The 14,823-nt window shown below is 62.4% G+C and carries 11 protein-coding genes and 1 pseudogene; 7 read left to right on the forward strand and 5 right to left on the reverse strand.

The genetic code is table 11. The features are described from left to right. Positions 1–13 precede the first annotated feature (13 nt). The 5 genes from pyrR to gshB form a co-directional block, all read right to left on the reverse strand. Complete coding sequence (pyrR, locus tag AC4IHP_RS23605) at positions 14–520, reverse strand: bifunctional pyr operon transcriptional regulator/uracil phosphoribosyltransferase PyrR (protein WP_490832888.1); 507 nt, start codon at positions 518–520, stop codon at positions 14–16. 81 nt (positions 521–601) lie between these two features. Next, positions 602–1,039 (reverse strand): Holliday junction resolvase RuvX, encoded by a 438-nt coding sequence (gene ruvX, locus AC4IHP_RS23610; protein ID WP_016772738.1) that lies wholly within the window; start codon positions 1,037–1,039, stop codon positions 602–604. Further along, positions 1,039–1,611, reverse strand: a complete 573-nt coding sequence (locus AC4IHP_RS23615) for a YqgE/AlgH family protein (RefSeq protein ID WP_016772739.1) — start codon at positions 1,609–1,611, stop codon at positions 1,039–1,041. The genes ruvX and AC4IHP_RS23615 overlap by 1 nt, the downstream gene beginning before the upstream one ends. A 149-nt stretch (positions 1,612–1,760) precedes the next feature. Next, the gene (locus tag AC4IHP_RS23620) at positions 1,761–2,660 is read right to left on the reverse strand and encodes an energy transducer TonB (protein ID WP_039757551.1); all 900 of its coding nucleotides are present in this window, start codon (positions 2,658–2,660) and stop codon (positions 1,761–1,763) included. Between the two features lie 128 nt (positions 2,661–2,788). Continuing rightward, on the reverse strand, positions 2,789–3,760 hold the full coding sequence (gshB, locus tag AC4IHP_RS23625) for a glutathione synthase (protein ID WP_490832889.1): 972 nt from the start codon (positions 3,758–3,760) through the stop codon (positions 2,789–2,791). A 225-nt stretch (positions 3,761–3,985) separates the two neighbouring features. On the opposite strand from gshB, the gene pilG reads away from it, so the two are divergent. From pilG to AC4IHP_RS23660, 7 genes and pseudogenes are all read left to right on the forward strand, one after another. Continuing rightward, positions 3,986–4,390: a twitching motility response regulator PilG gene (gene pilG / locus AC4IHP_RS23630; RefSeq protein ID WP_016772743.1), complete on the forward strand. Its 405-nt coding sequence runs from the start codon at positions 3,986–3,988 to the stop codon at positions 4,388–4,390. Between the two features lie 60 nt (positions 4,391–4,450). After that, on the forward strand, positions 4,451–4,816 hold the full coding sequence (gene pilH / locus AC4IHP_RS23635; protein ID WP_039757553.1) for a twitching motility response regulator PilH: 366 nt from the start codon (positions 4,451–4,453) through the stop codon (positions 4,814–4,816). Positions 4,817–4,826: 10 nt separating this feature from the next. Beyond that, entirely contained in the window at positions 4,827–5,366 is a 540-nt protein-coding gene (locus AC4IHP_RS23640) for a chemotaxis protein CheW (protein WP_122603374.1), read from the forward strand. 142 nt (positions 5,367–5,508) lie between these two features. Continuing rightward, the gene (locus tag AC4IHP_RS23645) at positions 5,509–7,557 is read left to right on the forward strand and encodes a methyl-accepting chemotaxis protein (RefSeq protein WP_460122062.1); all 2,049 of its coding nucleotides are present in this window, start codon (positions 5,509–5,511) and stop codon (positions 7,555–7,557) included. 11 nt (positions 7,558–7,568) lie between these two features. Further along, positions 7,569–13,478 (forward strand): Hpt domain-containing protein, encoded by a 5,910-nt coding sequence (locus tag AC4IHP_RS23650; RefSeq protein WP_490832890.1) that lies wholly within the window; start codon positions 7,569–7,571, stop codon positions 13,476–13,478. Continuing rightward, positions 13,471–13,941 carry a chemotaxis protein CheW gene (locus AC4IHP_RS23655; protein ID WP_490832891.1) on the forward strand — a complete coding sequence of 157 codons (471 nt, stop codon included), beginning with the start codon at positions 13,471–13,473 and terminating at the stop codon, positions 13,939–13,941. The genes AC4IHP_RS23650 and AC4IHP_RS23655 overlap by 8 nt, the downstream gene beginning before the upstream one ends. Before the next feature lie 535 nt (positions 13,942–14,476). Next, a pseudogene (locus AC4IHP_RS23660) lies at positions 14,477–14,593 on the forward strand (DUF6124 family protein); the annotation flags it as partial. Positions 14,594–14,823: the final 230 nt, after the last annotated feature.

Below are 14,823 nucleotides of genomic sequence, written 5' to 3' on the forward strand. Positions count from 1 at the left end.
TCAATAGGGCGGATTAAAGGGTGACGTCTTGCAGTTCGAGCGTCAGCGGTTCGGGGCCGGACAACTTGACTCGCTGGTTGCCGGCCAGGGCCAGGGTGGCGCCGACCACGTTCGGGCGGATCGGCAGCTCGCCGGCGTCCAGGTCCAGCAGGCAGACCAGGGTGACGCTGGCCGGGCGGCCGTAATCGAACAGTTCATTCATGGCGGCGCGGATGGTCCGACCGCTCATCAGCACGTCGTCGATCAGCACCAGATGCTGGCCTTCGATTTCGAAGGGCAGGGCGGACGGGCGCACTTGCGGGTGCAGGCCGTTCTGGCTGAAGTCGTCGCGGTAGAAGGACACATCCAGCGTGCCTAGTGGCGCATCGCTGGCCAGTTCCTTGAGCAGCGCCTGCGCGACCCAGATGCCGCCGGTGCGGATGCCGATGTAACGCGGTTCGCTGATGTCACGCTGGGCAAGGTGCGCCTTGAGGCGGGTCGCCATCTGGCTGATCAGATCGGCGGGATTGGGCAGGCTCATGGTTGCTCCTTCGTGATTCCGCGCTGCGTCCTGCCGGACGAAGCTCGGTTTATAACCAAAAGAAAAGCGCCGAAGCGCTTGTCAGGATTCAAACAATGCAGTGTTTTCATCGAGCCAGCCCTGCAGCAGCAGGGCGGCGGCGATGGCGTCCACCGGGTTGTCGCGGTAACTGCCTTTCTGCCCGCCACGCACCAGTCGCTCGCCCTTGGCTTCGAAAGTGGTCAGGCGTTCGTCGTGGGTATAGAAGGGCAGGTTGTAGCGGCCGTTGAGGCGGCGGGCGAATTTCTCCGCGCGTACGCACATCTCGCTGGGCGTGCCGTCCATGTTCAACGGCAGGCCGACCACCACGGCGTCGGGTTTCCATTCTTTTATCAGCGCTTCGACCTGATCCCAGTTCGGCACGCCGTTCTGCGCTTTCAGGGTGCACAGCTCGCGGGCCTGGCCGGTGATGACCTGGCCGACCGCGACGCCGATCTGTTTGGTGCCGTAGTCGAAGCCGAGAATCAGGCGCAGGGCCATCAGGCGTGACCTGCCTGGCTGGTGAGCAGATTGAGATCGATGCCCAGGTGCCGCGCTGCCGCTTCCAGGCGCAATTCGCTGCGGGTGTTGAAGAGGATGTCGGCATTGAACGGGCAGGTCAGCCAGGCGTTGTCGGCCAGTTCGGCTTCCAGTTGCCCGGCCTCCCAGCCGGCGTAACCGAGGGTGATCAGGCTCTGCGCGGGGCCGACGCCGTCAGCGATGGCGAACAGCACGTCCTGCGAAGTCGACAGGGCCAGGTCGCCGTCCAGCTGCGCGGTGGCCTGAAAGGTCTGGCCCGCCGGGTGCAGGACGAAACCGCGATCGGTCTGCACCGGCCCGCCGATGAAGATCGGCACATCCTGGCAGCGTGCCGGCGGCTCGATGTCCGGGCGCAGTTGTTCGAGGATGTCGGCCAGGTTCAAGTCTTGCGGCCTGTTGACTACCAGCCCCATCGCGCCATTGGCCGTGTGCTCGACGATGTAGGTCAAGGTGTGGGCAAAGTTCGGGTCGGCCATGTGTGGCATGGCGATCAGGAAGTGATGCTTGAGGTAGCTGGGGCTGACGTTTTTCATGAGCGCTAGTGTGGCGTCGCAAGGGCGAACTGACAAGCTGAGGCTTTAAAAGATCGCAGCCTTCGGCAGCTCCTACAGGGTGTACGCAGGCCCACTGTAGGAGCTGCCGAAGGCTCGGGCCGCGATCGGACGATCTTTTGATTTTGCTCTTAATTGCTGGACAGTTTGTCGCCCCGGGCAAATTTCCAGGTGCGGATGATTTCCAGGCGGTCGATATCCGACAGATCGCCGGTAAACGGCGCAAACGGCGCGGCCAGACGGACGATGCGCTGCGCGGCCTGATCGAGCAGTGGTTGGCCGGAGGATTCCAGCACCAGCACTTCATACAGCGAGCCGTCGCGGTTGATCGAGACCATCAGGCGCAAATTGCCGTAGATCTGCTTGCGCCGTGCTTCTTCGGGGTAGTTGAGGTTGCCGATGCGCTCGACCTTCTTGCGCCAGTCGTCCTTGTACCAGGCGCCCTTGTCGCGCATGGTCGAGGCCGCGCTCAAGCGGTGGATGCGCGGGCGTTTGGCGTACAGCTGTTGTTCCTTGGCCAGTTCCGCCTCGAGGCTGGCGATATCGCTGGACAACTGCGAGCTGTCGAATACCGGCGCGTCGACGGTCGGTTTGACCTCGGTTTTGCTTTCTTCTTTCTTGGTCGGCGCCTTTTTCGGTTTCGGCGCGACGGTGGTCACCGCTGCCTTCGGTGCCGCTTCCTGCACCACTGGCTTGGCGGCGGGCGGCGGGGTGACCTTTTTGACCTGATTGTCCTGGAAGGGCGCGACTTCGGTGGTCTTGGGCAGGGCTTTCTTGTCCAGCGTGCCGCTGCCTTCCTGGTTTTCCTGAGCGAGAAAATCTGCCTTTTCCGGCTTCTTCTCGGCCTTGAAGGTGGCCAGGGTGATTTCCAGGGTTTTGCTGATCTGCTGCGGCTCGACCATGGTGAAACCGACGCCGAGCAGCAGCGCCAGATGAATCAGCGCCGCGAGAAACAGGGTAAAACCGAGGCGATCGGCCGGGCGCACGCCACGATGGGCGAGTTCAGCGGGCAGATCGGACGGGAGGGTCATGACAGAAAAACCAACATCGCGTTTTCATGGGCCCGGCATGATAACGCAATGTTGGTTTTTAGCTGCAAGTGACATAGAAGCAAGCGACGAGCCGCAAGCTTCAAGCTTCAAGCTGACGCGGGCCGGCTTTAAGCTTGTGGCTTGCGGCTCGAAGCTTGCAGCTTGCTTTCGATAGCATCCATGAGCATGCCGCCGATGTCAGTGCCGAACGCATTGTCGATTTCGCGGATGCAGGTCGGGCTGGTGACGTTGATTTCGGTCAGGTGCTCGCCGATCACGTCGAGGCCGACGAACAGCAGGCCTTTCTCGCGCAGGGTCGGGCCGACCTGGGCGGCGATCCAGCGATCCTTTTCGGTCAGCGGACGCGCTTCGCCACGGCCACCGGCGGCGAGGTTGCCACGGGTTTCGCCCATGGCCGGGATCCGCGCCAGGCAGTAATCCACAGGCTCGCCATCGATCATCAGGATGCGCTTGTCGCCATCGACGATCGCCGGCAGGTAGCCTTGAATCATGATCTGCTGCTTGCCGTGCAGGGTCAGGGTTTCGAGGATCACCGAGAGATTCGGGTGGCCGGCGGTGTGACGGAAGATCGACGAACCGCCCATGCCGTCCAGCGGCTTGAGGATCACGTCACCGTGATGGTCGGCGAACTGACGCAAAACGTCCGGGCGGCGGCTGACGATGGTCGGCGGCGTGCACTGCGGGAACAGCGTAGCGAACAGCTTTTCATTGCAGTCGCGCAGGCTCTGCGGCTTGTTAACCACCAGCACGCCGGCGGCTTCGGCCTGTTCCAGCAGGTAAGTGGAGTAGACGAACTCCATGTCGAACGGCGGATCCTTGCGCATCAGGATCACGTCCAGATCGCTCAGCAGTTTGTCCTGCTCGGCGTCCAGTTCGAACCATTTGTCCGGGTTGGCGAAGACTTTCAGCGGGCTCATCCGCGCCCGCGCCTGGCCTTCGGCCTGATACAGGTCTTTCTGTTCCATGTAGAACAGTTCCCAGCCGCGCTTTTGCGCGGCCAGCAGCATGGCCAGCGAGCTATCCTTTTTATAGGAGATGCTGGCGATAGGGTCCATGACAATCCCGACGCGAACGCTCATTGGATTTTCCTCGAAATTTGGCTACCGGATCGGTATTGAAAAAGTGCCGCCAGAGTGGCGCCGGGCGGGTTTCGGGTCAAGGAAAAACCCGTCGATAGATTGCATCTGGAGACTGTGCTAAAAAGGCTGGCAGATCGCGCCGACCCTTGGCTATCAAGGGTTTCAGGCCATTATTCACAGCAAAACGGACAATTTGATTCGCAAAGGCGACGGTAGAACCCTCTTATGGAACAGCAGTCCAGCGCCTTGAAGGTCATGGTGATCGACGACTCGAAAACGATTCGCCGTACCGCCGAAACATTGTTGAAGAACGTCGGTTGCGAAGTGATCACCGCCATCGACGGTTTCGATGCGCTGGCGAAGATCGCCGACCACCATCCCGGGATCATCTTCGTCGACATCATGATGCCGCGTCTGGACGGTTATCAGACCTGCGCCCTGATCAAGAACAACAGCGCCTTCAAGGCGACGCCGGTGATCATGCTTTCATCAAGGGACGGGTTATTCGACAAGGCCAAGGGGCGGATTGTCGGCTCTGATCAATTTCTGACCAAGCCGTTCAGCAAAGAAGAACTGCTCAACGCGATCCAGGCCCATGTTCCGGGCTTTGCCGCCGTTTTGCCGCAGTAAGACACGAACAGTGACGCTCGGCCAGCGGGCCGGCAGTCGACCAGAAAAATGGGGAAGACCATGGCACGTATCCTGATCGTCGATGATTCGCCGACTGAAATGTACAAACTCACCGGCATGCTCGAAAAGCACGGCCATGAAGTGCTCAAGGCCGAGAACGGCGCCGACGGCGTGGCCCTGGCCCGTCAGGAAAAACCCGACGCGGTGCTGATGGATATCGTCATGCCCGGCCTCAACGGTTTTCAGGCGACCCGCCAGTTGACCAAGGATGCCGACACTGCGCACATCCCGGTGATCATCATCACCACCAAGGATCAGGAGACCGACAAGGTCTGGGGCACCCGCCAGGGCGCCAAGGATTACCTGACCAAACCGGTCGACGAAGACACCCTGATCAAGACCCTGAACAACGTACTCAAAGGCTGATCGCGCGATCATGAACGAATCGCTGACTGCGTTCGAACTGCTCTGGCAGATCGACCAGCGCTGCCGCCTGCTGGCAGCGGACCTGCCGTCGCAAGCGGCGCGCCCGGATCGCTGGAGCGGCATCGGCTTTCGCCTCGGCGAGCATTGGTATGTGGCGCCGATGGGCGAAGTCAGCGAAGTTTTGCATGAGCCGCGCTTCACCCAATTGCCCGGGGTCAAACCGTGGGTCAAGGGGGTGGCTAACCTGCGCGGCCGGCTGTTGCCGATCATGGACCTGTGCGGGTTCTTCGGCCATGAGTTGTCGCCGCTGCGCAAACAGCGACGGGTATTGGTGGTGGAACATGAAGACGTGTTCGCCGGGGTGATGGTCGACGAGGTGATTGGTTTGCAGCATTTCGAACAGGGCAGTTTCGAGCCGTTGTCGATCAGCAAGCGCCAGGGCTCCAAGGCCGAATTCGTCAAAGGCTATTTCCGCCGCGAGCAGAACTGGCGGGTGTTCAGCCTGTTCGCACTGGCCAAATCCCCGGTGTTCATGGGTGTGGCGGTATAGCAAGTACAACACTTCCCCCTGTGGGAGCGGGCTTGCTCGCGAAGCCGGTGGGTCAGTCAATCCATGTGTCGGCTGACCCACCGTATTCGCGAGCAAGCCCGCTCCCACATTTGAAGGTGGCGAGTTTCATAGGCGAGGACCGATGACAAAAGCAAAAACAGGCAAGTCGGCAGAAGCATCGCGCAGTCGCGCGCAGATCATCGTGCTGTTTATCGCGTTGATCGTGTTCATCATGCTGCTGTTCGCCAACTTCGCTTACCTCAACACCCAGGCGAACTACGACAAGCAGTACATCGGCCATGCCGGTGAGCTGCGCGTGCTCTCGCAACGCATCGCCAAGAACGCTACCGAAGCGGCGGCGGGCAAGGCTGCGGCGTTCAAACTGCTCAGCGATGCGCGCAACGATTTCGCCCAGCGCTGGGGTTACCTGAAAAAGGGTGACCCGAACACCGGCCTGCCACCGGCACCCGTCGCCGTGCGCCCGGAAATGCGCGCCGTGCAGATGGATTGGGAACGCCTGCTGAAAAACACCGACGCGATTCTCACCAGCGAACAGACCGTACTGTCGCTGCATCAGGTCGCCGCGACACTCGCCGAAACCGTGCCGCAGTTGCAGATCGAATACGAAAAAGTCGTGGAAATCCTCTTGCAGCGCGGCGCTCCGGCGGCGCAGGTGGCGATGGCGCAACGGCAATCGCTACTGGCCGAACGCATTCTTGGCGCAGTCAACACCGTGCTCGCCGGTGACGAAAACTCGCAGCAGGCCGCCGACGCTTTCGGCCGCGATGCCGCGCGTTTCGGTCTGGTGCTCAACGGTATGTTGCAGGGCAACCCGACGCTGAAAATCAGCCAGGTCGAAGACCGCGACGCCCGCGCCCGGTTGAGCGAAATCTCCGAGCTGTTCCAGTTCGTTTCCGGCTCCGTGGATGAAATCCTCGAAACCTCGCCAGAGCTGTTCAAGGTCCGCGAATCGGCGAGCAACATCTTCACCCTGTCGCAAACCCTGCTCGACGAAGCCTCGCATCTGGCCACCGGGTTCGAGCACCTGGCCGGCGGGCGCAACACCGACACCATTGGCGGCTATGTGCTGGGCTTGCTGGCGCTGACCTCGATCATCCTCATCGGTCTGGTCATGGTCCGCGAAACCAATCGCCAATTGCGCGAGACCGCCGAGAAAAACGAGCGCAACCAGAACGCGATCATGCGCCTGCTCGACGAAATCGAAGACCTCGCCGATGGCGACCTCACCGTGACCGCGTCGGTAACCGAAGACTTCACCGGCACCATCGCCGACTCGATCAACTATTCCGTCGACCAGCTGCGTGATCTGGTCGCCACCATCAACCTCACCGCCGGCCAGGTTGCCGCCGCCGTGCAGGAAACCCAGGCCACCGCCATGCACCTGGCCCAAGCGTCTGAGCAACAGGCCCAGCAGATTTCCGAAGCCTCGACAGCCATCAGCGACATGGCCGAGTCCATCGATCAGGTCTCGGCCAACGCTGCCGAATCGTCGGCGGTGGCCGAGCGCTCTGTGGAAATCGCCAACAAAGGCAACGAGGTGGTGCACAACACCATCCACGGCATGGACAACATCCGCGAACAGATTCAGGACACTGCCAAGCGCATCAAGCGCCTCGGCGAGTCCTCTCAGGAAATCGGCGACATCGTCAGCCTGATCGACGACATCGCCGACCAGACCAACATTCTCGCCCTCAACGCGGCGATCCAGGCATCAATGGCCGGGGATGCCGGGCGCGGTTTTGCGGTGGTTGCCGACGAAGTGCAGCGGCTGGCCGAACGTTCCTCTGCCGCGACCCGGCAGATCGAAACCCTGGTGCGGGCGATTCAGGCCGACACTAATGAAGCGGTGATTTCCATGGAACAGACCACCACCGAAGTGGTGCGCGGCGCGCGACTGGCGCAGGATGCCGGTGTGGCCTTGGAAGAAATCGAAGGCGTGTCCAAGACCCTCGCCGCGCTGATTCAAAGCATCTCCAACGCGGCGCAGCAGCAGACGTCCTCGGCCGGGCAGATCTCACTGACGATGAACGTGATCCAGCAGATCACCTCGCAGACCTCGTCGGGGTCCACGGCCACCGCCGAGAGCATCGGCAACCTGGCGAAAATGGCCAGTCAGTTGCGCCGTTCGGTGTCCGGTTTCACCTTGCCGGCGGCGACAGATAAAGCGTGAGTGGAGTGGTTATGGGTGATCGGCACGACTACGTGGCCCTGGAATGGGTCAAGGGCGAAATTGCCGAAACGCTGAAGCTGGCGCATCAGGCGATCGAAGCCGTGCTCGACGATCCGCAGGCCTTCCCCGGGCTGGACGAGTGCCTGGCGTACATTCATCAGGTCCACGGCAGCCTGCAGATGGTCGAGTTCTACGGCGCAGCGTTGCTCGCCGAAGAAATGGAGCACCTGGTCGAAGCCCTGCAACATCAACGCGTGCCACACCGCGACGAAGCCCTGCATCTGATGCTGCAAGCCCTGGGGCAATTGCCGCTTTACCTTGACCGCGTGCAGAGCGCGCGCCGTGACCTGCCGCTGGTGGTGTTGCCGCTGATCAACGATCTGCGCAGCGCTCGCGGTGAAAGCCTGCTGGCGGAAACCAGCCTGTTTAGCCCGCCACTGCCCGAGCTGGCGCCGCTCGGCGACGCGGCACTCGCGGCATTGGAACCGCCCGATCTGCCGAACGTGCTGCGCAAACTGCGGCAGATGCTGCAAATGGCTCTGGTCGGTCTGCTGCGCGAACAGGACGACCAGACGCACCTTGGCTATCTGGCCAAAGTCTTCAGCCGTCTCGAAGCGCTGAGCGGCGACGCGCCGTTGAGCCCGTTGTGGCAGGTCGCCTCGGCGTTGGTCGAGGGCATGCGCGAGGGCGTCATCGCCAACAGTCCGGCGCTGCGCAGCCTGTTCAAGGACGCCGACAAAGAGCTCAAGCGCCTGCTCGAGCAGGGCATCGTCGGGCTCAATCAACCGGCGCCGGCCGAGCTGCTGAAAAGCCTGTTGTTCTATATTGCCAAAGCCGAACATCCCACCGGGCAGATGCTGACCATGAAAGATCACTACTCCCTGGACGACGCGTTGCCCGACAGCGCGATGGTCGATGAAGAACGCGCGCGCCTCGCCGGCCCCGACCGCGATGCCATGCGCTCGGTTCTGGCGGCGCTGTGCGAAGAGCTGGTGCGGGTCAAGGAACGCCTCGATCTGTTCGTGCGCAGCGACCGCCAGCATGCTTCGGATCTGGACAGCCTGCTCGCGCCGCTGCGGCAGATTGCCGACACCCTCGCGGTACTGGGTTTCGGCCAACCGCGCAAAGTCATCATCGATCAACTGGCGGTGGTGCTCAGCCTCGCTCAGGGCCAGCGCGAACCGAACGACGCGATCCTCATGGACGTCGCCGGGGCCTTGCTTTACGTCGAAGCGACGCTGGCCGGCATGGTCGGCACGGTGGAGACGCAAAGCGCCGAAGACGCGCGCCTGCCGACCACCGACCTGACGCAGATCCATCAGATCGTGATCAAGGAAGCGCGCATCTGCCTGCAACAGGCCAAGGACATGATCGTCGACTACATCGACGCCGATTGGGACCGCCAGCATCTGCAACCGCTGCCAGACCTGCTGACTCAGGTGCGCGGCGCGCTGGCGATGATTCCGCTGGCCCGCGCGGCGAGTCTGGTCGAGGCCTGCAACGGTTTCATCCGCGAGCATTTGATGCTCGATGCCCACGAACCGGGCTGGGAACAACTCGATCATCTGGCCGATGTGATCAGCAGCCTGGAGTATTACCTCGAACGCCTGAGCGACGACCCGCAGGCACCCGCCGAGCATCTGCTCGATGTTGCGCAAAACAGCCTCGCCAGCCTCGGCTTTTTTGCCAACGAGCAGCCCGGCGAAGCGCAAGTGCCGGTGCTCGATGAGGTGCTCAGCCCCAGCGAAGCGCAGCTCATGCAGGATCTGCAGGCGCTCGACGACCCTGACGTCGTGCAGTCGCTGGCCGAAGTGCTGGCCAGCCCGCTGTCGTCGCTCAACCCGCCGGCGCGCAACACCCCCGACAGCCTGATGCCGCCGCCAGCGGATGAAGAACCGGTCGACGATGAGCTGCGCGAAGTGTTCCTGGAGGAGACCGACGAAGTCCTCGCGATCCTCCACGAATACCTGCCGCGCTGGACCGCCAATCCCCAGGACCGCGCCGCACTGACCGAACTGCGCCGGGCCTTTCATACCTTGAAGGGCAGCGGGCGCATGGTTCGCGCGTTGGTCCTCGGCGAACTGGCCTGGGCGGTGGAAAACCTGCTCAATCGCGTGCTCGAACAAAGCGTCGAACCCGGCGCAGTGCTGCGCCAGTTGCTCGGCGACACGCTGTTGCTGCTGCCCGAGCTGATCAACGAATTCGCCACCCAGCGTCAGCGCCAACGCAGCGATGTCGATCAACTCGCCGCCCGCGCCCACGCGTTGGCCAAAGGCGATGAACCGCTGGCTGCCGAAGACACCGACGACGTCGCTGCGCTCGATCCGCTGCTGCTGGAAATCTTCCGCAAAGAAGCTGAAACCCACCTCGCCAGCCTCAACCGTTTTCTCGATCAGGCCGCCGAACAGGTGCCGTTGCCGGCCAGCGACGAACTGCAACGGGCGCTGCACACGCTCAAGGGCAGTGCCTCGATGGCTGGCGTATTGCCGATGGCCGAACTGGCGGCTTCACTGGATCAACTGGCCCGCGAGTTCAAGGCGCATCAGTTGCCGCTGGATCTGGACGAGGTCGAACTGCTGCTCGAAGCCGAGGGCCTGTTCCGCGTCGGCCTGCGCCAGCTCAAACACGATCCGCTGGCGCCGATTGTCGGTGCACAGTCGCTGATCAAACGCACCGAGGCGCTGCTCGCCGAGCGCCTGCAAGCCAGCACCGATGGCGCTGACAGCGGCCTGCGCCTCAAGCGCGATCCGCAACTGATCAACAACTTCCTCGCCCAAGGCATGGACATCCTCCTCGACGCCGAAAACCTTTTGCAGCGCTGGCAGCAGCACCCCGGCGAACGCCAGGAACTCAGCGCTCTGCTCGATGAACTGACCACCCTCGGCGAAGGCGCGCACCTTGCCGATCTGCTGGCAGTCGATGGTTTATGCGAAGCCTTGCTCGATCTGTATGGCGCGGTGGAAGAAAGCAGCCTGGCGGTCAGCGAGCGGTTCTTCCACGAAGCGCAACTGGCCCACGAAGCGCTGATCAACATGCTCGACGAACTCGCTGCCGGCCAGGAAATCACCCCGCAGCCGGAGCGGATTCGTGCCCTGCAGGAACTGCTCGACGAAGGCCTCGACCCGGCGTCGATGGGCCTGATCCGCAGCGATGGCAGCCGCACCCTGGACATTCGCGAACTGGGCAGCGCCACCGCCCAATTGCAGCAATCGGTTGCCGCCCTCGAGCCTGACGACGAGATCGTCGAAATCTTCCTCGAAGAGGCGGTGGACATTCTCGACAGCGCCGGGCAAGCCTTGCAGCGCTGGCTCAAGGATCCGGAAAACGCCGCGCCGCTGTCGTCATTGCAGCGCGACTTGCACACGCTGAAGGGCGGCGCGCGCATGGCCGAGGTCGAGGTCATCGGCGACCTCGCCCAGGAACTGGAAAACCTCTACGAAGGGCTGGTCGATCGACGCTACAACCACAGCACCGCGCTCGAAGGTCTGTTGCAGCACAGTCACGCGCGGCTGGCGCAGTTGCTCGAGCAACTGCAAGCGCATCAAGCGCTGACTCCGGCGCAGGATTTGATCGACGCGATCCGTCAGCTGCGTCAGGGCCAGGCCGCCAGCGAATCATCCCCCGCAGCGGTCGAACACGACAACGCCGGGCATGATCCGGAGTTGCTGGAAATCTTCCTCGAAGAAGGTTTCGACATCATCGAAAGCTCCGGCGCCGCGCTGTTGCGCTGGCAGGCCGAGCCGGGCAACCGGCAGGAAATCGAAACCCTGCTGCGCGATCTGCACACCCTCAAGGGTGGCGCGCGGATGGTCGAAATCGGCCCGATCGGCGACCTCGCCCACGAGCTGGAATTTCTCTACGAAAGCCTCTCCACCGGTGCGCTGCAACCGTCTGCCGAACTGTTTGCGCTGGTGCAGCGCGGCCATGACCGGCTGGCGCAAATGCTCGATGGCGTGCGCGCCGGGCAGCCTTGCCCGCCGGCCGATCGGCTGATCAACGCGATCCAGAATTTCAGTCACCCGGTGCAGATTGAAGCGCCGCCTGCGCCAGCCCCGGTCATCAAGCCTGAGGCAGCGCCACCGGCCGCCGATGCTGGGGCGGACATGGTCAAGGTCTCGTCTGAATTGCTCGATGAACTGGTCAATCTGGCCGGGGAAACCTCGATCTTCCGTGGGCGGATCGAGCAGCAGGTCAACGATGCGCAGATTGCCCTCAACGAGATGGAAACCACCATCGAGCGCATGCGCGATCAGTTGCGCCGCCTCGACACGGAAACCCAGGGGCGCATTCTCAGCCGCCAGCAAGTCGATGGCGAACGCCTCGGGTACGAAGACTTCGATCCGCTGGAAATGGACCGCCATTCGCAGCTCCAGCAACTGTCGCGGGCGCTGTTCGAATCCGCTTCTGACCTGCTCGACCTCAAGGAAACCCTCGACCGCCGCAACCACGACGCGGAAAACCTGTTGCAGCAACAGGGGCGGATCAACACCGAATTGCAGGAAGGCCTGATGCGCACGCGCATGGTGCCGTTCGAACGCATGGTGCCGCGTCTGAAGCGCATCGTGCGGCAGGTCGCCGAGGAGCTGGGCAAGGATGTCGCATTCGTCGTCGGCAATGCCGATGGCGAGATGGATCGCAACGTGCTGGAGCGCATGGCCGCGCCGCTGGAACACATGCTGCGCAACGCCGTCGACCATGGCCTCGAATCCGCCGAGGTGCGATTGGCGGCGGGCAAACCGGCGCAAGGGCAGATCACCCTTGATCTGTCCCGCGAGGGCGGCGACATGGTTTTCGACATCCGCGATGACGGCGCCGGCGTGCCGCTGGAAGCCGTGCGGCGCAAAGCGATCAAGCGCGGCTTGCTCGCCCCCGACGCCGATATCAGCGACCGCGACGTGTTGCAGTTCATCCTCCAGCCGGGTTTCTCCACGGCGGAAAAGATCACCCAGATTTCCGGGCGTGGCGTCGGCATGGACGTGGTCCACGAAGAAGTGCGCCAGCTCGGCGGCAGCATGAGCATCGATTCGGTGCCGGGGCAGGGCGTGCATTTCCGCATTCGCTTGCCGTTCACCGTGTCGGTCAACCGCGCTCTGATGGTGCAGTGCGGCGAGGATCAGTACGCGATTCCGCTGAACACCATCGAAGGCATCGTGCGCGTATTGCCGAATGATCTGGAAGGGCACTTCCGTCAGGATCCGCCGAGTTATCAATACGCCGGCCAGCGTTATGAGCTGTGCTACCTCGGCGAGCTGTTGAAGACTGCGCCACGGCCGAAGCTGCTCGGGCAGAACCTGCCGTTGCCGGTGCTGCTGGTGCATTACAACGACCGCCACATTGCCGTGCTGGTCGACGCCATGGCCGGCACCCGCGAAATCGTGGTCAAGAGCCTCGGCCCGCAATTCGCGGCGGTGCAGGGCGTGTCGGGGGCGACGATTCTCGGCGATGGCCGGGTGGTGCTGATTCTGGATCTGCTCGCACCGATCCGCGCGATGCAGGCGCGCCTGGCGCAGGAACCGACGGCCACGGAGATCGACAGCGAACCGCACAAGCCGCTGCTGATCATGGTCGTCGATGACTCGGTGACGGTGCGCAAGGTCACCAGCCGTTTGCTCGAGCGTCACGGCATGAACGTGCTGACCGCCAAGGACGGTGTCGATGCGATGCTGCTGCTCGAAGAGCACCTGCCCGACCTGATGCTGCTCGACATCGAAATGCCGCGCATGGACGGCTTCGAGGTCGCCACCCAGGTGCGCGCCGACGAACGCCTGCGCCACTTGCCGATCATCATGATCACCTCGCGCACCGGGCAGAAACACCGCGACCGCGCCATGGCCATCGGCGTCAATGACTACCTCGGCAAGCCGTATCAGGAATCGGTGCTGCTGGAGAGCATCGCCCAGTGGAGCAAGAAACATGCATGAGCACCGGCATAACCCGCGCACCAGCCAGCTCACCGGGCTGCTGCTGCCGCTGGCCGATCGCAACCTGATCCTGCCCAATGTCGCCATCGCCGAGCTGATCGACTACCAGGCCAGCGCCTTCGACCTCGACACGCCGCCGTGGTACCTGGGCCGGGTAACGTGGCGTGAGCGGCAGATTCCGCTGATCAGCTTCGAATCGGCCTGCGGGCAGAAAATCGTCATCGGCGAACGGGCGCGGATCGTCATCCTGAATGCGCTGGGTGGCTTGCCGCAGCTCAGATTCATCGCCCTGTTGGTGCAGGGGATTCCTCGGTCGTACAAGCTCGACAGTCAGTTGAGTTATGTCGATGTGCCGTTGTGTGCGCTGGAACAGGCAGCGGTGCAGGTGGGCGAGCAGGTGGCGAAGGTGCCGGATTTGTTGGGGCTGGAGCAGTTACTGGTGGAGGCTGGCCTGGTTTATTGATTTGCGGTTTGTGGTGTCCTGGCGGGCGTATTCGCGAGCAAGCCCGCTCCTACAGTGGAGCGATGTCGTACACAAAATCTGCGTACCCTGAAGCTCCCATGTGGGAGCGGGCTTGCTCGCGAAAGCGCCAGTCGCGGCAGCAAATTCCTACGGGTAGATCCCCAATCCAGATCACCTAGTAAACAACAATTGATTGAGGTGTTTAAAGACACCCACTGTTACGCACCACCAGCCTACAAATCCTTGCGCCGCTGCCTACGCCTGCGCCAGAATCCGCCGGCTTGTGCGCCCAGGGCTTGCTGCGTAACTTGGATCGGGTCACTGATTCCCAGTGATCGGGTTTAGTAGCCTGCGGTAATTCAGCTGGTCGTGCATTCATCACAGGTGTTCCGCATCTGAGCTTGATGGTGGCTGTACGTAGGGCGCTTCGGCGCGCCGGCTTAAGCTGAGTTCCCCGGTCTACTAACCTGCGTACAGTCGCCTCCCTTTCGTTTAGTAGCCAAGGGGTTGGCGCTCAACAACGGGAACACAGCTCATGTTCAAAGTTACGCCAAACCCGCCGACCAAAGACCCGGCATCGCCCTACCAATCCCCCGACTCAAAGAAATTCCACGACGCCGCCGAGCGCGCCCTCGACCATTACCTCGGCCCGCAACTGGTGCCCACTGACTGAGCGAATGCGCTGAGGCGATTGGCCTCTTCGCGAGCAGGCTCGCTCCCACAATTGGAATGCGTTCCCCTTGTAGGAGCTGCGGCACGCTGCGATCTTTTGATCTTGATTCTGAAAATCAAAAGATCGCAGCCTCGTTTCACTCGACAGCTCCTACAGGAGCTTCAACTTGTCCGTTACGCTCAGCGTAATGATTCACCACCCAGCTTGAT

It is taken from the genome of Pseudomonas sp. UF-293 (assembly GCF_058245595.1).